Annotated in this window: 22 protein-coding genes; 14 read left to right on the forward strand and 8 right to left on the reverse strand. The window is 62.5% G+C overall.

The window, feature by feature from the left end:
- Positions 1-35: 35 nt before the first annotated feature.
- The 3 genes from ACJRPG_RS00330 to ACJRPG_RS00340 are packed head-to-tail and all read left to right on the forward strand — an operon-like array spanning position 36 to position 2,738.
- The gene (locus tag ACJRPG_RS00330; protein ID WP_407998043.1) at positions 36-995 is read left to right on the forward strand and encodes an alpha/beta fold hydrolase; all 960 of its coding nucleotides are present in this window, start codon (positions 36-38) and stop codon (positions 993-995) included.
- Positions 992-1,768: an SDR family NAD(P)-dependent oxidoreductase gene (locus tag ACJRPG_RS00335; protein WP_407998044.1), complete on the forward strand. Its 777-nt coding sequence runs from the start codon at positions 992-994 to the stop codon at positions 1,766-1,768. Before ACJRPG_RS00330 ends, ACJRPG_RS00335 begins: the two co-directional genes overlap by 4 nt.
- 4 nt (positions 1,769-1,772) lie before the next feature.
- Positions 1,773-2,738, forward strand: a complete 966-nt coding sequence (locus ACJRPG_RS00340) for an MBL fold metallo-hydrolase (RefSeq protein WP_407998045.1) — start codon at positions 1,773-1,775, stop codon at positions 2,736-2,738.
- 13 nt (positions 2,739-2,751) lie between these two features.
- Here ACJRPG_RS00340 and ACJRPG_RS00345 read toward each other — a convergent pair whose 3' ends face one another.
- Genes ACJRPG_RS00345 through yjgA form a run of 3 tightly spaced genes read right to left on the reverse strand, consistent with a single transcriptional unit; the run spans position 2,752 to position 4,611 of the window.
- Positions 2,752-3,423, reverse strand: a complete 672-nt coding sequence (locus tag ACJRPG_RS00345) for an alpha/beta hydrolase (protein ID WP_407998046.1) — start codon at positions 3,421-3,423, stop codon at positions 2,752-2,754.
- Positions 3,420-4,019, reverse strand: a complete 600-nt coding sequence (mog, locus tag ACJRPG_RS00350; RefSeq protein ID WP_407998047.1) for a molybdopterin adenylyltransferase — start codon at positions 4,017-4,019, stop codon at positions 3,420-3,422. The genes ACJRPG_RS00345 and mog overlap by 4 nt, the downstream gene beginning before the upstream one ends.
- The gene (gene yjgA / locus ACJRPG_RS00355; RefSeq protein WP_407998048.1) at positions 4,009-4,611 is read right to left on the reverse strand and encodes a ribosome biogenesis factor YjgA; all 603 of its coding nucleotides are present in this window, start codon (positions 4,609-4,611) and stop codon (positions 4,009-4,011) included. The genes mog and yjgA overlap by 11 nt, the downstream gene beginning before the upstream one ends.
- Before the next feature lie 93 nt (positions 4,612-4,704).
- Here yjgA and pmbA point away from each other — a divergent pair, with 93 nt between their 5' ends.
- Both pmbA and ACJRPG_RS00365 read left to right on the forward strand, forming a co-directional pair.
- The gene (pmbA, locus tag ACJRPG_RS00360; RefSeq protein ID WP_407998049.1) at positions 4,705-6,057 is read left to right on the forward strand and encodes a metalloprotease PmbA; all 1,353 of its coding nucleotides are present in this window, start codon (positions 4,705-4,707) and stop codon (positions 6,055-6,057) included.
- A 54-nt stretch (positions 6,058-6,111) separates the two neighbouring features.
- On the forward strand, positions 6,112-7,200 hold the full coding sequence (locus tag ACJRPG_RS00365) for a TRAP transporter substrate-binding protein (RefSeq protein ID WP_407998050.1): 1,089 nt from the start codon (positions 6,112-6,114) through the stop codon (positions 7,198-7,200).
- 38 nt (positions 7,201-7,238) lie between these two features.
- On the opposite strand, the gene ACJRPG_RS00370 is transcribed toward ACJRPG_RS00365, so the two are convergent.
- The 3 genes from ACJRPG_RS00370 to ACJRPG_RS00380 are packed head-to-tail and all read right to left on the reverse strand — an operon-like array spanning position 7,239 to position 9,570.
- Complete coding sequence (locus tag ACJRPG_RS00370) at positions 7,239-8,318, reverse strand: hypothetical protein (RefSeq protein WP_407998051.1); 1,080 nt, start codon at positions 8,316-8,318, stop codon at positions 7,239-7,241.
- A gap of 56 nt (positions 8,319-8,374) precedes the next feature.
- Positions 8,375-9,166, reverse strand: a complete 792-nt coding sequence (locus ACJRPG_RS00375; RefSeq protein ID WP_407998052.1) for a DUF2145 domain-containing protein — start codon at positions 9,164-9,166, stop codon at positions 8,375-8,377.
- Positions 9,163-9,570, reverse strand: a complete 408-nt coding sequence (locus ACJRPG_RS00380) for a hypothetical protein (protein WP_407998053.1) — start codon at positions 9,568-9,570, stop codon at positions 9,163-9,165. Before ACJRPG_RS00380 ends, ACJRPG_RS00375 begins: the two co-directional genes overlap by 4 nt.
- A gap of 121 nt (positions 9,571-9,691) precedes the next feature.
- Here ACJRPG_RS00380 and ACJRPG_RS00385 point away from each other — a divergent pair, with 121 nt between their 5' ends.
- Entirely contained in the window at positions 9,692-10,423 is a 732-nt protein-coding gene (locus ACJRPG_RS00385) for a helix-turn-helix domain-containing protein (RefSeq protein WP_407998054.1), read from the forward strand.
- Positions 10,424-10,475: 52 nt separating this feature from the next.
- Here ACJRPG_RS00385 and ACJRPG_RS00390 read toward each other — a convergent pair whose 3' ends face one another.
- Positions 10,476-11,603, reverse strand: a complete 1,128-nt coding sequence (locus ACJRPG_RS00390) for a M14 family metallopeptidase (protein ID WP_407998055.1) — start codon at positions 11,601-11,603, stop codon at positions 10,476-10,478.
- Between the two features lie 157 nt (positions 11,604-11,760).
- On the opposite strand from ACJRPG_RS00390, the gene ACJRPG_RS00395 reads away from it, so the two are divergent.
- Together ACJRPG_RS00395 and ACJRPG_RS00400 are read left to right on the forward strand one after the other, a co-directional pair.
- On the forward strand, positions 11,761-12,846 hold the full coding sequence (locus ACJRPG_RS00395; protein ID WP_407998056.1) for a TRAP transporter substrate-binding protein: 1,086 nt from the start codon (positions 11,761-11,763) through the stop codon (positions 12,844-12,846).
- 6 nt (positions 12,847-12,852) lie between these two features.
- Positions 12,853-13,224 (forward strand): DUF2442 domain-containing protein, encoded by a 372-nt coding sequence (locus tag ACJRPG_RS00400; RefSeq protein ID WP_407998057.1) that lies wholly within the window; start codon positions 12,853-12,855, stop codon positions 13,222-13,224.
- Between the two features lie 6 nt (positions 13,225-13,230).
- Here ACJRPG_RS00400 and paaX read toward each other — a convergent pair whose 3' ends face one another.
- Positions 13,231-14,154, reverse strand: a complete 924-nt coding sequence (gene paaX / locus ACJRPG_RS00405) for a phenylacetic acid degradation operon negative regulatory protein PaaX (RefSeq protein WP_407998058.1) — start codon at positions 14,152-14,154, stop codon at positions 13,231-13,233.
- 119 nt (positions 14,155-14,273) lie between these two features.
- Here paaX and paaA point away from each other — a divergent pair, with 119 nt between their 5' ends.
- From paaA to paaG, 6 genes are read left to right on the forward strand one after another with little or no spacing between them, the layout of a single operon-like run.
- Complete coding sequence (paaA, locus tag ACJRPG_RS00410; protein ID WP_407998059.1) at positions 14,274-15,263, forward strand: 1,2-phenylacetyl-CoA epoxidase subunit PaaA; 990 nt, start codon at positions 14,274-14,276, stop codon at positions 15,261-15,263.
- 10 nt (positions 15,264-15,273) lie between these two features.
- A complete protein-coding gene (gene paaB / locus ACJRPG_RS00415; protein ID WP_231766605.1) occupies positions 15,274-15,558 on the forward strand; it encodes a 1,2-phenylacetyl-CoA epoxidase subunit PaaB in 285 nt (94 codons plus the stop codon).
- Positions 15,559-15,568: 10 nt separating this feature from the next.
- Positions 15,569-16,321, forward strand: a complete 753-nt coding sequence (gene paaC, locus ACJRPG_RS00420; RefSeq protein ID WP_407998060.1) for a 1,2-phenylacetyl-CoA epoxidase subunit PaaC — start codon at positions 15,569-15,571, stop codon at positions 16,319-16,321.
- Positions 16,322-16,323: 2 nt separating this feature from the next.
- A complete protein-coding gene (paaD, locus tag ACJRPG_RS00425) occupies positions 16,324-16,878 on the forward strand; it encodes a 1,2-phenylacetyl-CoA epoxidase subunit PaaD (RefSeq protein WP_407998061.1) in 555 nt (184 codons plus the stop codon).
- A gap of 5 nt (positions 16,879-16,883) precedes the next feature.
- The gene (gene paaE, locus ACJRPG_RS00430) at positions 16,884-17,960 is read left to right on the forward strand and encodes a 1,2-phenylacetyl-CoA epoxidase subunit PaaE (RefSeq protein ID WP_407998062.1); all 1,077 of its coding nucleotides are present in this window, start codon (positions 16,884-16,886) and stop codon (positions 17,958-17,960) included.
- A gap of 42 nt (positions 17,961-18,002) precedes the next feature.
- On the forward strand, positions 18,003-18,794 hold the full coding sequence (paaG, locus tag ACJRPG_RS00435; RefSeq protein ID WP_407998063.1) for a 2-(1,2-epoxy-1,2-dihydrophenyl)acetyl-CoA isomerase PaaG: 792 nt from the start codon (positions 18,003-18,005) through the stop codon (positions 18,792-18,794).
- Positions 18,795-18,797 lie beyond the last annotated feature (3 nt).

Raw genomic sequence — 18,797 nt, forward strand, 5'->3', positions numbered from 1 at the left:
GATTTTTATGTGTTGCCTAATGATGGAGGCGTACGATGAACAGATGTCTGAGAGCGGTTTTGGTGCTGCTGGCCCTGAGTGGCCCGTATTTTTGCGGCCTTGCCGCAGCGGCGGAGCAGAAGATTCCTTCCCTGCCTTCGAGCTTCAAGGCGCGCACGGTCGCTGCGCCGGATGGTACCTCGATTTATGTCCGGTCGGCCGGCGCCGGGCCTGTGGTGGTGCTCATTCACGGCTATGCAGAGAATAGCGATTCCTGGGCTCCGCTCGCGGCCGACCTGATGCGCGACCATACCGTGGTCGTCCCCGATCTGCGTGGCATCGGGCGTTCCTCGATTCCTTCAGGCGGCTATGACAAGAAAACGCAGGCGGGCGACATCCGCGCTGTCGTCAAGGCCCTGGGTTACGATAAAACAGCCGTGGTGGCGCACGATATCGGCAATATGGTCGCCTATGCCTATGCGGCGATCTATCCGGACAAGGTGGAACGCCTCGTGGTCATGGATGCGCCCATCCCCGGCATCGGCCCCTGGGAACAGGTCCTGCAGCAGCCGGGTATCTGGCATTTCAACTTCAACGGCCCGGAAGCTGAGCGCCTGGTGGCAGGCCGCGAACGGATCTACCTGGACCGCATCTGGAACGCCTTTTCGGCAAGCCCGAGCCAGCCCAATTCCGCCACACGGGACTTCTTCGCCAAGACTTACTCCCGTCCCGGCGGCATGCGGGCCGGCTTCGCCCAGTTCGCAGCATTCCGCCAGGACGCCAGGGACAACCAGGCGTTTGCCAAAAACAAGCTGACCATGCCAGTACTGGCAATGGGCGGTGAGAAATCGTTCGGCGCCCTGCAGGCACAGATCATGCGGGAGGTGGCAAGCAATGTGGAGGAGTCTGTCATCCAGGGTTCCGGCCATTGGCTGATGGAAGAGAAGCCAGCCGAGGCCGTGGCAGTGATCCGTAAATTCCTCACCTCCGCGCAAACCGCAGGGGGACAACCATGAACCTGGAACTGGCGGGAAAAACCGCGCTGGTCACCGGCTCGACAGCCGGGATCGGCCTGGCCATCGCTACGCGGCTGGCAAGCGAGGGGGCGGCCGTGATCGTTAACGGCCGCAGCGAGGAGCGGGTCAGCAAGGCGATCATTGCCAGCGGCGCCGTGCATGGCCTGGTGGCGGACCTGGCCAGCGAGGAAGGGCTGCGCCAGTGCATCGAGCGCTTTCCGAAGGTCGATATCCTGGTGAACAACCTGGGCATCTTTGAGGCCAAGCCGTTTGCCGACATCTCCGACGCCGATTGGCATCGTTTCTTCGAGACCAATGTACTGAGCGGCGTACGGCTGTGCCGCCATTATCTGGGCCCGATGCTGGAGCAGAACTGGGGGCGTATCGTATTCATCTCCAGCGAATCGGGACTGCAGATCCCGACGGAAATGATCCATTACGGCATGAGCAAAACAGCGCAGCTTGCCGTATCCCGCGGCCTGGCGGAGACGACTGCCGGCACCGCCGTGACCGTCAATGCGGTGTTGCCTGGCCCGACCAAATCGGAAGGCGTGACGGCCTTCGTTGAGCAGATGGCCAAAGAGGGCGGTCAGGGCAGGGACGCGTTCGAAAAGGAATTCTTCCAGACCGTGCGTCCGACCTCGATCCTGCAGCGCTTTATCACCCCGGACGAAATCGCGGCTGTCGTCACCTTTGTCTGCAGCCCATTGGCTGCGGCGATCAACGGCACCTCATTGCGGGCCGATGGCGGCGTGGTCCGCTCCATTGCGTAAAGCCATGAAAGTTCTCCACATTATCGCGATAGCCGCGTCGCTGTTTGCTGCGTCCGCGCACGCCACCGAGCCTATCTGGGATGGGAACAAAGTTGACATGGTCAGCGAGAAGCTCTATGAGGGCGTGTATGCCTACTACGCCAGCAACGCGAAGGAGCTGAACGCTAAAGGTGGCGCTGCTGCAACCAGCAGCGGGCTCATCGTCGGCACCAGGGGAGCGCTGCTTGTCGATACCATGCTGAACAAGCGCCTGAACGTCCAGGTGCAGGCCTTGAGCCGGAAGCTTGGCGGCAAAGCTATCCTCTACGCCGTCAACACCAGCTCGCATGGCGACCATACCTACGGCAATATGTATCTGCCGGCTGGAACCCTCATCATCCAGCATGAGCATACCCGCAGTTATATAGCGGGGCACCTGGCCGAGGACAAGGCGTTCATGATCAAGAACTTTGGCGCCGGCCGCGGCATCGAGCAGATCAAGGCGCGCACCGGTGATCTGCTGCTTGCACCTGGCGGCAAGCTGACGATTGACCTTGGCGGGAAGACCGTCGATATCATCGACTTCGGCTTCGCCCAAACCGGCGGCGATTTGTGGGTGTGGGAGCCGGAGGCAAAGGTGTTATGGACCGGTAATCCGATTATCGCCCAAAAGCCCGCGCTGCCCTGGCTGCTGGATGGCCACCTGGTCGCAACCCTGGAAACGCTTCGCCGCGTATATGAATTCCTGCCGGCGGACGCACGGCTTGTTCCAGGGCATGGCGCACCGATGGGCAAGGAGGGCATCAAGTGGCACATCGACTACCTGGATGCTGTGCGCCGCCAAGTGCAGGCTGCCGTGGACAAAGGCCTCGGCCTGGAAGAAACGGTAAGACAGGTCAGCTTGCCGGAATTTTCAGGCTACGTTCTCTTCGACTGGGTGCATCCGGCCCTGAACGTGCCCGCGGCCTACAGGGACCTGAGCGGCAAATGAGGCCGGCAGGAATTCAGGCGGCCAGCACTTTCTTCAGCCAGGCCGAGATATGGACCACTTCTTCCTGGCACAGCGAGTGCTGCATCATGTACTCGTGCCATTCCACCTGGTAGCCCAGCGACACGAGCAGGTCGCGCGAGGCGGTGGCGCGCTGGATCGGGATCACGGGGTCCATGCGGCCGTGGACGAGGAAGATCGGCGTCTGCTGGTTTGCCGCGCTGCGTTCGGCGGCGACCTTGTCGGCCAGCGGCACGTAGCCGGAGAGGCAGAGCAGGCCCGCCAGCTTTTCAGGATGGCGCAGGCCGGTCTGCAAGGTCATCGCGCAGCCCTGTGAGAAGCCGGCGAGGATGATGCGGTTGGCCGGAATGCCGCGCGACTTTTCGCGGGCGATCAGCGCTTCCACCAGCAGCTGCGAGTCGCGCAGGCCTTTTTCATCTTCTTGGCGGCCAAGGTCCGTGTGCACGATGTCGTACCAGGAGCGCATCACGTAGCCGCCGTTGATCGTCACCGGCATGGTGTTCGCATGCGGGAACACGAAGCGGATGCCCGGCAGGCCAGCCAGATCCAGCTCGTCCACCAGCGGCACGAAATCATTGCCATCGGCGCCCAGGCCGTGCATCCAGATGATCGCAACTTCCGGATTGTCCGACGTGGTGATTTCAATGTTGTCGAGGATCTTGGTCACGAGCTTTTCCTTATCGCGGATTTGGGGCGGAATGCCTTGCACACCGCTTCATTGGTTTCGATATACGGGCCGCCAATCAGGTCGATGCAGTAGGGCACCGCGGCGAAGATGCCGCCTGCAATTTGCTTGCCCTCGGCGTCCTTCAGGCCTTCCAGCGTCTCCTTGATGGATTTCGGCTGGCCCGGCAGGTTCATGATGAGGGCCGCGTGGTCCGGCGTTTCGCGGATCACGGCCACCTGGCGCGACAGGATGGCGGTCGGCACGAAGTGAAGGCTGATCTGGCGCATCTGTTCGCCGAAGCCCGGCATTTCCTTGGTAGCCACGGCCAGCGTGGCTTCGGGCGTCACGTCGCGGCGCGAGGGGCCGGTGCCGCCGGTGGTCAGCACCAGGTCGCAGCGCACATTGTCCACCAGGTCCACCAGCGTGGATTCGATCTGCGCGCGTTCGTCGGGAATCAGCCGCGTTTCAACGCGGAAGGGCGTCGTCAGGGCCTGCGCCAGCCAGTCCTGCAAGGCAGGGATGCCCTGGTCCTGATAGACGCCGCCGCTGGCGCGGTCGGAGATCGATACCAGGCCGACGACCAGTTCATTCCTCATCGTCTTCGCCTTCTTCCTCTTCCTCGGCCGCCTTCTTCGCCGCGCCCCTGGCCTTGGCGTCGATATCCTTCAGGATCTGGAAGATCTCGCGGTAAGCCTTGGGCGGCTTGTTCTCGGCCTGCTCCTTGCGCGCATTGCGGATCAGCGTGCGCAGGTGCTGTACGTCCAGCTCGGGATTCTCTTCCAGCAGGGTGGTCAGGGCCTTGTCGTCGGCCAGCAGCTTCTCGCGGCGGCGCTCCAGCGCGTGCAGCGCGGCCGTATCGGCCTTGGAGGCGCCTTTCCAGCCTTCGATGGTCTGGCGGATCACGGCCACTTCCTCATCCGTCAGCGTGCGCATTTTCTTGCCCACGAACTGCAGCTGGCGGCGGCGGCCTTCGTGATTCTTGATATTCTGGCATTCCAGGATGGCGTCGCGCACGTCCTCAGGCATCGGCACGCGTTTCACGCGGTCGCGCGGCTGCTCAACCAGTTCCTGGCCCAGGTCCTGCAGGGCGTCGGATTGGCGTTTGAGTTCGGTTTTGGACGGGCGTTCGTACTTTTCTTCGAATTCGGAAGACTGGAAGCCGACGGCGCCCCGGTTTGCATTTGGCATGATGAGTAGGGCGCGATAGGGAAACCGCGCCTGTAAAAACTGTAAACGGCTGCTATGATACCCGTTTTGAAGCCTTGCCGAGCCAAACACCCCATGAGCGAATCCCATTTCACCCACAGCCAGGACCAGTTGAAACAGCTTGCGCGCGACGTTTTGCAGTATGCGCGCGAGGCCGGCGGCAGCGATGCGGCCGTTGAGATCAGCGAGGGCAGCGGCCTGTCGGTGTCGGTTCGCAAGGGCAAAATCGAGACCATCGAGCAGAACAAGGACAAGGGCATCGGCGTGACCGTGTTCGTGGGCCAGAAGCGCGGCAATGCCAGCACTTCGGACTTTTCCAAGGCCTCGCTGAAGGCGACGGTGGAAGCGGCCTACAACATCGCCCGCTTCACGGCGGAAGACGACTGTGCCGGCCTGGCCGAGGAAGAGCTGCTGGAGAAGAATCCCAAGGACTTCAAGCTGTTCTACCCCTGGGATATCACGACGGAGGAAGCGGTTGAGCTGGCGCGGCGCGCCGAGCAGGCGGCCTTCGATGTGGACCCGCGCATCACCAACAGCGAAGGCGCTGGCGTGCATGTGCAACAGTCGCACTTCGTCTCCGCCAACTCGCGCGGCTTTATCGGCGGCTATCCGTATTCGCGCCACACGCTGTCGGCTACGCCGATTGCGGGCAAAGGCGCCCATATGCAGCGCGACGACTGGTATACCTCGGTGCGCGATCCGAAAAAAATGGCCTCGCCGGAAGCGGTGGGCCGCTATGCCGCCGAGCGCGCGCTGGCCCGCCTGCATGCGCGCCAGATGACCACCCGCACCTGCCCCGTGCTGTTCGAGGCGCCGCTGGCCGCTGGCCTGCTGGGCGCCTTCGTGCAGGCCACCTCCGGCGGTGCGCTGTACCGCAAGTCCAGCTTCCTGCTCGATACGCTCGGCCAGTCCGTGTTCCCTTCGCATATCCAGGTCGTGGAAGATCCGCACGTGATCGGCGGCATTGGTTCCGCACCGTTCGACGAAGAAGGTGTGCGCACCAGCCGCCGCGACGTGGTGAAGGATGGCGTGCTGCAGGGCTACTTCCTGTCCACCTATTCGGCGCGCAAGCTGGGCATGCAAACCACCGGCAACGCGGGCGGTTCGCACAACCTGTCGCTGACTTCCTCGCTCACCGGTCCGGAAGACGATTTCGCGGGCATGCTGAAGAAGATGGGCACCGGCCTGCTGGTGACGGAACTGATGGGCCAAGGCACCAATTACGTGACGGGCGACTACTCGCGCGGCGCTTCCGGGTTCTGGGTGGAGAATGGCGTTATCCAGTATCCGGTGGAAGAAATCACTATCGCTGGCAATATGAAGGAGATGTTCCAGCAGATGATCGGCATTGGCACCGACGTGCTGGTGCGCGGCACCAAGCAAACCGGCTCGATTTTGATTGAGAAGATGGTTATTGCAGGTAATTAAATATTTCCATACACTGTATTCTCCGTAGCGTAGAAAACCAAGGAGACCACAGGTATGGAACGTCGTTCATTTATCAAGAAGGCGGCAGTTGGCGCGGGTGCTGCGACAGTCGTGGCGCCGGCCATGGCGCAAGCCCTGCCGACCATCAACTGGCGCCTGGCATCCAGCTTCCCCAAGTCGCTTGACACCATCTTCGGCGCCGCCGATACCTTCACCAAGCGCGTATCCCAGCTCACCGGCGGCAAGTTCAATATCCGCTCGTTCGCAGCCGGTGAAATCGTTCCCGGCCTGCAGGTCATGGATGCGGTGCAGGCAGGCACCGTGGAGTGCGGCCACAGCGCCTCCTACTACTACTTCGGCAAGGACGCGACCTTCTCCTTCGACTGCGCCGTGCCGTTCGGGCTGACTTCGCGCCAGCACACCGCATGGTTCGACCAGGGCGGCGGCCGCGACCTGACGCGCGCCTTCTTCAAGGACTACAACATCATCAATTTCCTCGGCGGGAATTCCGGCACCCAGATGGGCGGCTGGTTCCGCAAGGAGATCAAGTCGGTGGCTGACCTGAAGGGCACCAAGATGCGCGTGGCGGGCTTTGCAGGCCGCGTGCTGGAACGCCTGGGCGTGGTGCCTCAGCAGCTGGCCGGCGGCGACATTTATCCTGCGCTGGAAAAGGGGACCATCGATGCGGCGGAATGGGTTGGTCCATACGACGACGAGAAGCTGGGCTTCTTCAAGGTGGCCCCGTTCTACTACGCGCCCGGCTGGTGGGAAGCTTCGGCGTCCTTCTCCTTCTACGTGAACATCAAGGAATGGGAGAAGCTGCCGAAGGAATACCAGGCTGCGATTGAAGCGGCCAGCTATGAGGCGCACGTGGGCATGCAGGCCGAATACGACGTGAAGAATCCGGCGGCGCTGGCGCGCCTGCTGAAGAACGGCGTCAAGCTGCGCAACTATCCGAAGGACGTGATGGATGCGTGCTACAAGACCGCACAGGCGGTGATGGACGAAGAGGCTGCGAAGAACGCCAAGTTCAAGAAAATCTATGATCCATGGAAGAGGTTCCGCCAGGACCAGAACCAGTGGGCATCCGTAGCCGAAGCCACGATGCAGAACTACCTGATCAACGCAGGCCGCGGCAAGTAAGTCGCCGCAACGGAGGGCCCCTGATCAGGGGCCCTTCTTTATTTGCAGAGCGCGCTTTTCGGCTCACCGCAGCTGATCATGCGTCCCACATCGGGATTCACCAGATAGTCGACATGTGCGCGGTCCGGCATCTCGATCAAGCCGAACCAGGCAGGCGCATTCGATACCAGCACATTGTGGACCGCCACCCCCTCAGCTGCGTAGCGCGCCTTCAGCAGTGTGTATGTCAGCACGTCGTTCGGGTCGGTGAAGGCCACCAGGGTGAGGCGCTGCGGCGCACGGCGCTGCCTGTCCGATGGGGCGCGCTTCTGCAGCAGCTTTTGCAGGCTGTCGCCGGAGGCGCCGGCGGCCAGCGTGCCGCCATACAGCGGCTTGTCCGCCAGCGACAGTAGCGGAATCTGGTTGGCGCCCATGATCAGGTAGGCGATGCGGTTCACCGTCTGCATTGCCGCGCTCCGGGTGTCGGCGTGCTCCGTCATCTCCAGCAAGGTATCGAACAGAATTTTGCTGCCCAGGCTTTCGGCGATAACGACCAGCGGCGCTGCGGGATCGGCATCGCTGGTGGCCTGCAGGATGGCGTCGCGCATGGCGCTGCGGATCTGGCCGCGCGCCACGCCCTGGTAGATCAGCGCATCGGGGAAGCAGTCGTCCACCAGCCAGTCTTTCACCCGGGCGTTCAGCTTTGCGCGCTTCGGGGTGAAGGCCGGGGCGCCGGTGCAGATGCCGGACTTGGTGGTCTGGTCGTAGCACAGCTGCTGCTTCAGTGGCGTGGTGAGGGGAGACCAGAGCAGCGCCTTGAAACGCAGCTCGCCCGCAGGTGTGTTGACCGACTCCGGAATGACCTCAACGCCGCCCAGCGTGGCGCGCAGGCCAGGGCCCGGTGAGGTGCCCGCATTGGCGCCCAGCTGCTGCGCCAGGATATCCACCGTTTCGGCGGCCCAGCCGGCATCGTGCGTGCACATGCCGTGCACCACGATGACGTCGGCCCGTTTCGATGCGGCTTGCGCCGCGAAGTCGATCAGGCCGGGAAACTGGCCAGGCTCGGTCAAGAGCGCAGGCCGGTAAGGCATGGTGCAGCCGGCGACAAGAGCCAGCAGCGGGATCATGAGCTTGTTCATAGGCGCCTCCTGTACGCCTATCTTGCGACGCTACACGGCGCTGCGCTTGATGCCGCTCAATTCACGGAGATGGTGAGCACGCGCGTGGCGGGATCGGTCTCGCGGACGAAGCGCGCCACGGCGCTGGTGGTGACGGTGTCGATCTGGCCCGCCATGCGGCGGTCAAAGGGATGGTCGTCGAAGGCCACGTTGGCGCGGAACATGCGTGCGCCGAGGCGCGTTGCGGCGTTGATCTCCACCGTGATGGGACGGAAGCGCGCGCTGCGCAGCCACTTCTGCGCTTCCTCGCGCGTTTCCACCTGTCCCTGCGGGCTGGCTGCGGCGGCGTAATTCTCCAGCACCCACTGGTTCGAGTTCTGGTACTGCGTGGAGAAGGCGTAGGACAGCATATTGTATTTGCGCTGGTGCAGGCGCACGGGGGTACGGCTGGCCAGCAGCTGCGCCAGGCGCTGCTGCGTGGCTTCGCTCGGGATGACGATCTCCGCCTCGTAGCGGAACATATCGTTCAGGAAGAAGTTGCCAAGGCCTTCGTTGAAGAGGCCCGATTCGGCGGAGCCGCAGTCATTCAGTTCATGCACCACGCTCCAGCGGCCCTCGGGGTGGTCGCGCCACACTATGCCCATATGCGAATAGCGCTGGCCATAGCGGGACAAGTCCTGTCCCGCGCGCGAGATCAGTGCAACCTGCGCGCCGCTTTCATCCAGCGCCTGGAAGCTGCGGTGTGCGAGATTGAGCGCCTTGACCACATCGGCCACGGCCATCGGTTTCTCGTCGCAGGCCTGGCCGGCCTGCGCGTCCGGCGTCATGCAGGTGAGCAGGAGGACCCAGAATGCGATGGAGCGGATCATGACTGCACGCGGCTGTGGTGGATCAGCGTCTTGCCGATTTCGTTGGGAATGAAGGCCAGCACCTTGCCGGAAGCGACCAGCAGGTGGCCAGTGGATACCGCCGTCACGCTGACCACGGTGCCTGCCGCAATCGACAAGCCTTTGGCCGCTTCGCCGCTCAGGCGGATGGTGGCGGTGCTCGCGTCCGAAGCGCCTTCCAGCACCACCTCCAGCCCGTCGCCGACGGCGTGCACGCTGGTCACTACCATGCTGCCGCCGACAGCGACCGACAGCACGGAACCCGCGACCACGGTGGCCGACAGCTCGCCCAGAGCCCGTGAAGGATTCGAGCCCTGCGAGCCATCGGCGGCGTGGGCAAGGCCTGCGCTCAGGCTCAAAAGGGTGGCGATCAGCAGTCGTTTCATTTTGTTCTCCTTGTTGTTGGTGACGCCATCTTGGCCGCACCTCGCCCTGCTGGCAACGGAAAACGATACCGTCGAAATGTTTTGATGGTTAAGTATCAAAAAATGATACTATCGCGTCGATATGTCGACGACTGCCCAACTAATCGATGCCCTGAAACGCGAGCTGAAAGCCAAAGGCATCACCTACGCCGAGCTGGCGCAGCGCCTCGGCATTTCGGAAGCGAGCGTAAAGCGCACTTTCGCGCTCAGGAGTTTTTCACTGGAGCGGCTGGAGCAGGTGCTGGCCGCAGTCGGCATGGACTTCATGGAGCTGGCGCAGGCCGCCACGGATGCGCCGCAGCTCATCACCCAGCTCACGCTGGCGCAGGAGGAAGAGATCATCGGCGACAAGCGCCTGCTGGTGGTGGCGGTAGCAGCGCTGAACCTGATACCGCTGGAGCACATCGTGGCGACCTACAAGCTGACGGAGGCGCAGGCCCTGGGCTACCTGCTGCGCCTGGACCGCATCGGCTTCCTGATACTCCGGCCGAACAATAAATACCGCCTGCTGGTGGCGCGCACCTTCAGCTGGATTCCCAATGGCCCGATCCAGACCTACTTCCGGACGGAGGCCTTCAGCGATTTTCTTGACAGTGAATTCAAGGCGCAGCAGGAACTGCTGCAATTGGTGAGTGTGATGCTGTCGCCGTCATCCACGCGGGCGCTGCTCGACCGGCTGCGCCAGGTGGCGGACGAATTCTCGCAACAGCACCAGGACGATGCGCGGCTGCCTTACGACCAGCGCCACTCGCTGACCTTCCTGCTTGCCGCGCGGCCCTGGATGCCGAAAGCCTTCCAGGGCCTGATGCGCTAGTCGTCCCCGCGCATGCGGGGAACCCAGGGGAGTAGCCGCGTCAACGATGGCTTCAGCCGCGGCGCAGTTTCTGCAGCACCGGCTGCAGGATGGCGGCGCCCAGCTTGGCGCTGCGCGCGCCGTTCCAGCCATTCACTTCATCCGGGTCGTTCGCGTTGTCCTTGAACGGCATCTCCAGCGTCAGCGACAGGCAGCCGAAGAGGTGAGTGATGTGCGGGGAACCCATGGTCAGCACTTCCGGCGTATAAGGCGCGTCCGGATAACCGAACTCGCTCTGGAAGTCAGGGCTCGCAATCTTGAAGTCGGCGATGAAGCAGTCTTGCTCGGCCTTCTGTTCCTTGGTGAAGTTCTCCAGCGAGTCGCTGCCCGCAACAAAGACATAAGGCAGGCCTTCGTCGCCGTGGATATCGAGGAACAGGTCGCAGCCGATTTCCTTCATCTTCTCCTTCACGAGGAAGACTTCAGGGCTGCGTTCCATGGTTGGCGTATTCCATTCGCGATTCAGGTTCGCGCCGGCGGCATTGGTGCGCAGGTTGCCGCGCACGGAGCCGTCGGGGTTCATGTTCGGCACCACGTAGAACACAGCCTCTTTCAGGCACTGGCTGGCGAAAGGATCGGCCGGGTCGAGCAGCGCTTCCAGCATGCCCTCAACGAACCATTCGGCCATCGTTTCGCCCGGATGCTGGCGTGCGATGACCCATACCTTCTTCTCCGCTTCAGGATCGCCGACGATCAGCATGTTCATGTCGCGGCCATCGATGGTGCTGCCCAGGTCCACGAGCTGGGTCAGTGGCGACAGCTGCGCGCTGTCCAGCAGCGACAGGTGTCGCTCCCACGAATAGGGCTCGAAGTAGGCGTAGTACACGCTGTCGAATTCAGGCGCGTGCTCGATGGTCATCACTTCGCCATCGAAGCTGGTAGGAACGCGGAACCAGGTGTCGCGGTCGTAGCTGGCGACGGCCTGGTAGTCCTTCCAGCCCTCCGCGTAAGTGGCTTTGCCTGCGTTCAGGAAGCGGATCGTCAGCGGCACGGCCTGCGCGCCCTGCACGCGGAAGTAGAACCACTGGATGATATCGGCGGCGTTATCCTTGCGGATATTGAGGTCGATATCGCCGGCGCTGGTAACGCTGACCACATCGATGGCGCCAGCGTCGAACTGGCTGCTGATCTTGATAGACATTGTGTGTCCTGTAAAAATAAACGGATGCGCCGTAGCGCAGAGGCGACATGATAGCGGCTTTGCGTCCGGTCCGCACTTTGCGCCGCACCAAAGCTACAATGCAGCAACATTTTCTTAATTGGGGACAGACCCTGATTAACTACGAGGAGACCCGCCGATGCAACGCCGTTCCTTCCTGAAGAAAACCGCCGCCGGCGCAGGCGCCGCCACGCTGGCCGCTCCCGCACTGGCGCAAACGCATCCAACCGTCAACTGGCGGCTGGCAAGCAGCTTCCCCAAAACGCTGGATACGATCTACGGTTCGGCCGAGCAGTTCGTGAAGCGCGTGGCCCAGCTCACCGGCGGCAAATTCGTGATCCGCCAGTTCGCGGCAGGCGAAATTGTCCCCGGCCTGCAGGTAATGGACTCCGTGCAGAACGGCACCGTGGAAATCGGCCACACGCCTGCCTACTACTACTTCGGCAAGGATCCCACCTTCGCCTTCGACTGCGCGGTGCCCTTCGGCCTGACTTCGCGCCAGCAGACCGCATGGTTCGACCAGGGTGGCGGCCGCGAGCTGCTGCGCGAGTTCTACAAAGGCTACGGCATCATCAACTTCTTCGGCGGGAACACGGGCACGCAGATGGGCGGCTGGTACCGCAAGGAGATCAAGTCCGTGAAGGACATGCAGGGCTTGAAGATGCGTGTGGCCGGTTTCGCGGGCCGTGTGATGGAGCGCATGGGCGTGGTGCCGCAGCAGATTCCCGCTGGCGATGTATATGCCGCGCTGGAAAAAGGCACTATCGACGCCGCCGAATGGGTTGGTCCGTACGACGACGAAAAACTCGGCCTCGCGCGCGTGGCGCCGCACTATTATTCGCCGGGCTGGTGGGAGGCGGGTCCGCAGCTGTCCTTGTACATCAACATCAAGGAATGGGAAAAGCTGCCCAAGGAATACCAGGCCGCGATTGAAGCCGCGAGCTACGAGTGCCACGTCGCCATGCAGGCCGACTACGACGCGAAGAACCCCGCCGCACTGGCCCGCCTGATCAAGAACGGGGCCAAACTGCACAACTTCTCCAAAGACGTGATGGACGCAGCCTGGAAGCATTCCCAGGCCGTGATGGAAGAAGAGGCCGCGAAGAACGCCAAGTTCAAGAAGATCTACGAGCCCTGGAAGAGGTTCCGCCAGGACCAGAACCAGTGGGCCTCCGTCGCTGAAGCCACCATGCAGAACTACCTCATCTCCGCCAGCCGCCGCTGAGATGATTTGCTGAGCTACCGCAATAGCATGGCACTGGGGCGCTGCTACTTTCGCGATTTTGGCGCGGGAGTAGAATATGACACCGACACTGTTCCACGCGAGCGAGGCTTCATCGTAAGGAGACCGAAGATGGTTGGGTTAAGCACTTCGGCGATCAAAGTCCTTGAGTTGAATATGCATGGCTGTATTCTGCAGATCGGAGGCGATACCGTTCCCTTAGCATTTGCAGACTTCCCATGGTTCAGGGGCCTTAGCGCGGTTCAAATCGAGGATGTCAGGTTGACCGGCCGTGAGCACTTCTATTGGCCAGCGCTTGATGTCGACCTCTCGCTTTCCTCGATCAGAAACCCCGCGGATTTCCCGCTGATCGCACGCTGAACTGGCTTAGTGCAGGCCGCCAAAACGGGTGAGGAAGCTGGCGCCGGACGGCGGCGTGAAAGGGGCTTCGCGCTGGAGGGCGGCGAGGATGTGCTCCGATGAGGCACGGTGCGTGCGCTGGTACAGCTCGCGCGCCAGTTCGTAGGCCACAGTGCCCGGCCACGGCGTCGGCAGCAGTTCGATCGGCAACTGCGGATCGTGCAGCTGCACCCGGCGGTAGGCGTGAATCACCAGCGTGCGCAGCATGAAGGCCTGTTGCGGGTTCGGGGTCTCCGCCGCCAGCAGCGCAAGCAGCGGCGAGAAGCGGGCCACGAAGCGCTCGTAGCCCTCAATCACTTCGGACAGATCCCATCCCTCGGCCACCAGGTCCGACAGCGGCTTGCTTTCCACACCGGGCAGTTGCGCCGCCTGGACCACATATACCTTGCCGCGCATGCCCGTGCGGCCCAGCAGCGCATCCAGCGCCTCCGCATCGCCTGCCGGATGGGACGCGATGCCCGGCGCGATCATGCTGTAGCCCTCCCACAGCAGTTCCTTGCGCAGCGCGGTGCGCTCGGCGGCAGAGAGGCTGTTCGCACCGAGCACCAGCGTCCAGCTGCCGTCCCAGTGCAGGTTCAAGGGCGCGTACACGCGGCGGAAGGCGCGCGTGAAACGGCGCATCGCTTCCGGCGTGATCGCGTAGGAACTGCGGCGGCCGTCGCGCTGCGATCCCAGCCAGCCCTCCTGCGCCAGCCGGAATACGGAAGTCCGCAGCAGCCGGTCATTCACGCCGAACGGTTCAAGCAGCTCGATCAGGCTGCCCAGCCATGCTTCGCCACCGTGCGGCGCAATGGCGTCGCCAAAAATCGTCATGACGAGCGACTTCGAGCGGGGCGGTTCCGCAGCCAGGAAGGCGGCGATCCAGCCGTCAAGGGAGTTGATTTTCTGCATGGATAGTATTTTACCCAGCTCAAGGCAAGGGATACGGATTTTTTATATGACACAAAAAAACCGTAGTCAAACAAGATTTTGTATCGTATGATGGACTGATACCAGATTGGAGACAAGCCATGTACGCACAAATGGTGGAGACCGGACTGAAAAACGTCCGTACCGTCGATGACATGAGCGAGGAAGAACGCGCCTTCCAGGCGCGGATCGACGCCGGCATCAAGATCGAAGCAAAAGACTGGATGCCCGAGGCCTACCGCAAAACCTTGATCCGCCAGATCTCGCAGCACGCCCACTCGGAAATCGTCGGCCAGTTGCCTGAGGGTAATTGGGTGACGCGCGCTCCGACCCTGAAGCGCAAGTCCATCCTGCTCGCCAAGATCCAGGATGAAGCGGGCCACGGCCTTTACCTCTACAGCGCCGCCGAAACGTTGGGCGTCTCGCGCGACGAGCTGCTGGCCGCCCTCCATTCGGGCAAGGCCAAGTATTCGAGCATCTTCAACTACCCAACCCTGAGCTGGGCCGACATGGGCGCCATCGGCTGGCTGGTGGACGGCTCGGCCATCATCAACCAGATTCCCCTGTGCCGCTGCTCCTATGGCCCGTACTCGCGCGCCATGATCCGCGTCTGCAAGGAAGAATCCTTCCACGCGCGCCAGGGCTACGACATCATGATGGCGCTCGCCAAAGGCACACCGGAACAGAAGGCGATGGCGCAGGACGCGCTGAACCGCTGGTGGTGGCCGTCGCTGATGATGTTCGGCCCATCCGATGCCGACTCGGTCAACAGCGCGCAGTCCAGCAAATGGCGCATCAAGCTGTTCTCGAACGACGAACTGCGCCAGCGCATGGTGGACCAGACCGTGCCGCAAGCCGAATTCCTGGGCCTGACCATTCCCGACCCCGACCTGAAATGGAACGCGGAGCGCGGCAGCTACGATTTCGGCGAAATCGACTGGTCCGAATTCCACAACGTCCTGAAGGGCAACGGCCCCTGCAACCGCGAGCGCCTGCGCACCCGCGTGAAAGCCTGGGACGACGGCGAATGGTTCCGCGATGCGCTGGTGGCGCACGCAGAGAAAAAACAAGCAAAGAAGGCTGCGGCCTGAGGAGACAAGAATGAGCAAGGAATGGCCACTGTGGGAAGTGTTCATCCGCAGCCAGCACGGCCTGGCCCACAAGCACGTGGGCAGCCTGCATGCGCCGGATGCGGAAATGGCGATCAATAACGCGCGTGACGTCTACACGCGCCGCAACGAAGGCGTGAGCATCTGGGTGGTGCGCGCGGCCGATATCGTCGCCAGCAGCCCTGCGGACAAAGGCGCGCTGTTCGAGCCGTCCAACAGCAAGGTATACCGCCATCCGACTTTCTTCCCGATGCCGGAAGAAGTGAAGAACCTGTAAGGCGGACGCCATGGATCACAAAGTCAATTACCTGCTGCGCCTTGGGGACAACGCACTGGTGCTGAGCCAGCGCCTGTCCGAGCTGTGCGGCAAGGGTCCGGCGCTGGAAGAAGATATGGCGCTCACCAATGTGGCGCTCGACCTGCTGGGCCAGGCGCGCATGTGGTTCACCTATGCGGGCGAACTGGAAGGCAAGGGCCGCGACGAAGACCAGCTGGCTTACCTGCGCGATGCACACGACTTCCGCAATGTGCTGCTGGTGGAGCAGCCGAACGGGAACTATGCCGACACTATGATGCGCCAGTTCTTCTTCGATACCTGGCATTACTTCCAGATCGGTGCGCTCACCAGATCGTCCGACGCGCGCATTGCGGAAATCGCGGAGAAGTCGCTCAAGGAGGTGACTTACCACCTGCGCCGCAGCGGCGACCTGGTCGTGCGCCTCGGCGATGGCACGGACACCAGCCATGCCTATGCGCAGACGGCAGCGAACGAGTTGTGGATGTACAGCGGCGAAGTCTTCAACTACGACGAAACGGACGAAGCGATGGTGGCGGCAGGGGTGGCGCCGGCTGCCGCGCCGCTGCGCCAGCAATGGTTCGACCACGTTGCCGACATCTTCGGGGAAGCCACGCTGACCATGCCCCCGGTGGATGCCTGGATGCAGAAGGGCGGCAAGCAAGGCCGCCACAGCGAGCACCTGGGCTACCTGCTGGCCGAGATGCAGTTCCTGCAGCGCGCCTACCCCGGCGCGGAGTGGTAAGCATGCAAGCCGCGCCTTCGTCGTTGCCGCGCAGGCGGCAACCCAGGAGCGCCGACGAGGTCTGGGCGCTGCTGGCAGAGGTCCCCGACCCCGAAATCCCCGTGATTTCGGTGGTGGACCTCGGCATCGTGCGCAATGTGGAATTCGATGCCGGCGGCTGCACCGTCACCATCACCCCAACCTATTCCGGCTGCCCCGCCATGCAAGTGATCGCCGATGCGGTGAAGGACGCCCTGGCCGCGCATGGCGTGCCGGACGCGCGCATCGTCACCCAGCTCTCGCCCGCATGGACCACGGACTGGATGAGCGAATCCGGCAAGGCCAAGCTGCAGGGCTACGGCATCGCGCCGCCCGCGCAGAAGGTCATCGACATCAGCGGCCTGCGCGGCGGCGCAACGGAGCGCGGCCCCGGCAGGCTCGAAATGCCGGGTGTGGCCTGCCCGAACTGCGGATCGCATCATACGGAACTCACCAGCCAGTTCGGCTCCACGCCCTGCAAGGCCCTCTACAAGTGCCTGGACTGCCGCGAGCCCTTCGACTACTTCAAGTGCCACTGAACACCATGAGCAAATTCTATCCCCTGTCCGTCGCCAAGGTGCACAAGGAAACGCGTGACTGCATCGCCGTTACTTTCGCCGTGCCCCCGGAACTGCAGGACAGCTTCAAGTACCAGCAGGGCCAGCACCTTACGCTGCGCGCCATGGTCAACGACGAAGACCTGCGCCGCTCGTATTCCATCTGTTCGGCGGTGCAGGACGGCGCGCTGCGCGTGGCCATCAAGCGCACGCAGGGCGGCGCCTTTTCCACCTGGGCGAACGACACGCTGAAGCCCGGCGCCACGATTGAAGTCATGCCGCCCATGGGCCACTTCAACGTGCCGCTGGCGGCCGAGCAACAGCGCAACTACCTGGCGTTTGCGGCAGGCAGCGGCATCACGCCGGTGCTGTCGATCATCAAGACCACGCTGCTCACCGAGCCGCGCAGCAAATTCACGCTCTTCTACGGCAACCGCGCTTCATCGTCGGTCATCTTCAAGAATGAACTGATGGAACTGAAGGATAGCTACCTTGAGCGCCTGAACATCGTGTACGTGATGAGCCGGGAGCAGCAGGACATTGAACTGTTCAATGGCCGCATCACCAAGGAAAAAACGCAGCAGCTGCTGCAGCACTGGATCGATATCGAAGACTACGACATCGCCTTCATCTGCGGCCCGGAAGACATGATGCACGGCGTATCGGAAGCGCTGCAGGAAGCAGGCATGCCGAAATCGAACATCAAGATCGAGCTGTTCGCCGCCAGCATTCCGAAGCACCAGCACAAGCCGCGCCCGCAAGCCGATGGCGCATCGCAGCAGACCGAAGTCACCGTTATCCTCGACGGCAATGCCGCCACCTTCACGATGGACAAGGAAAAGGAATCCATCCTCGACGCAGGCCTGAAGGCCGGCCTTGAAATGCGCTATTCGTGCAAGGGCGGCGTGTGCTCCACCTGCCGCTGCAAGGTCATTGAAGGCAAGGTGGATATGGACGTGAACTACGCCCTGGAAGACTACGAAATCGCGCGCGGATTTGTTTTATCTTGCCAGAGCTTCCCCGCAACAGACAAAGTTGTGATCGACTTCGACCAGGCCGAATAAGATCAGGGTCTGACCCCAATTAGGAAATATTACGGAGACGATATGGCTTTCGAGAACATTCTGTTTGAAATCACGGAAGGCGTAGCGCAGCTGACGCTGAACCGCCCGGACAAGCTGAACAGCTTCACCCAGGCCATGCACCTGGAAGTGCGCGAAGCGCTGGCCCAGCTGCGCGCCGATAGGACGGTGCGCGTGCTGGTGCTGACCGGTGCGGGCCGCGGCTTCTGCGCGGGCCAGGACTTGTCCGACCGCGCGGTGGAGCCGGGCGCGAAAGGCGTCGATCTCGGCGACTCCGTCGAGAAGTTCTACGCGCCGCTGGTGCTGGCGCTGCGCGACCTGCCCATGCCCGTCATCTGCGCCGTGAACGGCGTTGCGGCCGGCGCCGGCGCCAACCTTGCGCTGGCGGCAGACATTGTGCTCGCCGCCAAATCGGCCAGCTTCGTGGAAGTGTTCTGCAAACTGGGCCTGATTCCGGATACCGGCGGCACCTGGATCCTGCCGCGCCTTATCGGCCACGCGCGCGCCACCGGTCTCGCCATGCTGGGCGAGAAGCTGAGCGCCGAACGCGCCGAGCAGTGGGGTCTGATCTGGAAGGCCGTGCCGGACGAAGAACTGATGAACGAGGCGCTGGCCATGGCCCGTCATTTCGCCACTGCGCCCACCAAGGGACTTGCCTTCACCAAGAAAGCCTTCCAGCTCAGCTACGGCAACACCCTGGAGGACCAGCTGAAGCTGGAAGGGCAGATGATGCGTGAGCTGGGCAACAGCCACGACTACCGTGAAGGCGTGGACGCCTTCATCGCCAAACGCGCACCTCAATTCAAAGGAGAGTAAGGC

The sequence above is a fragment of the Pseudoduganella rhizocola genome (genome assembly GCF_045984285.3).
Lineage (GTDB): Bacteria > Pseudomonadota > Gammaproteobacteria > Burkholderiales > Burkholderiaceae_D > Rugamonas.

Coding starts and splice junctions, on each gene's coding strand:
- paaX (WP_407998058.1), bottom strand. CDS start 14,154: ATGCAGAAAATCAACTCCCTTGACGGCTGGATCGCCGCCTTCCTGGCT.
- paaG (WP_407998063.1), top strand. CDS start 18,003: ATGGCTTTCGAGAACATTCTGTTTGAAATCACGGAAGGCGTAGCGCAG.
- ACJRPG_RS00335 (WP_407998044.1), top strand. CDS start 992: ATGAACCTGGAACTGGCGGGAAAAACCGCGCTGGTCACCGGCTCGACA.
- paaE (WP_407998062.1), top strand. CDS start 16,884: ATGAGCAAATTCTATCCCCTGTCCGTCGCCAAGGTGCACAAGGAAACG.
- paaC (WP_407998060.1), top strand. CDS start 15,569: ATGGATCACAAAGTCAATTACCTGCTGCGCCTTGGGGACAACGCACTG.
- ACJRPG_RS00395 (WP_407998056.1), top strand. CDS start 11,761: ATGCAACGCCGTTCCTTCCTGAAGAAAACCGCCGCCGGCGCAGGCGCC.
- paaD (WP_407998061.1), top strand. CDS start 16,324: ATGCAAGCCGCGCCTTCGTCGTTGCCGCGCAGGCGGCAACCCAGGAGC.
- ACJRPG_RS00380 (WP_407998053.1), bottom strand. CDS start 9,570: ATGAAACGACTGCTGATCGCCACCCTTTTGAGCCTGAGCGCAGGCCTT.
- ACJRPG_RS00365 (WP_407998050.1), top strand. CDS start 6,112: ATGGAACGTCGTTCATTTATCAAGAAGGCGGCAGTTGGCGCGGGTGCT.
- ACJRPG_RS00340 (WP_407998045.1), top strand. CDS start 1,773: ATGAAAGTTCTCCACATTATCGCGATAGCCGCGTCGCTGTTTGCTGCG.
- ACJRPG_RS00330 (WP_407998043.1), top strand. CDS start 36: ATGAACAGATGTCTGAGAGCGGTTTTGGTGCTGCTGGCCCTGAGTGGC.
- pmbA (WP_407998049.1), top strand. CDS start 4,705: ATGAGCGAATCCCATTTCACCCACAGCCAGGACCAGTTGAAACAGCTT.
- paaB (WP_231766605.1), top strand. CDS start 15,274: ATGAGCAAGGAATGGCCACTGTGGGAAGTGTTCATCCGCAGCCAGCAC.
- ACJRPG_RS00370 (WP_407998051.1), bottom strand. CDS start 8,318: ATGAACAAGCTCATGATCCCGCTGCTGGCTCTTGTCGCCGGCTGCACC.
- mog (WP_407998047.1), bottom strand. CDS start 4,019: ATGAGGAATGAACTGGTCGTCGGCCTGGTATCGATCTCCGACCGCGCC.
- ACJRPG_RS00390 (WP_407998055.1), bottom strand. CDS start 11,603: ATGTCTATCAAGATCAGCAGCCAGTTCGACGCTGGCGCCATCGATGTG.
- ACJRPG_RS00385 (WP_407998054.1), top strand. CDS start 9,692: ATGTCGACGACTGCCCAACTAATCGATGCCCTGAAACGCGAGCTGAAA.
- ACJRPG_RS00375 (WP_407998052.1), bottom strand. CDS start 9,166: ATGATCCGCTCCATCGCATTCTGGGTCCTCCTGCTCACCTGCATGACG.
- yjgA (WP_407998048.1), bottom strand. CDS start 4,611: ATGCCAAATGCAAACCGGGGCGCCGTCGGCTTCCAGTCTTCCGAATTC.
- paaA (WP_407998059.1), top strand. CDS start 14,274: ATGTACGCACAAATGGTGGAGACCGGACTGAAAAACGTCCGTACCGTC.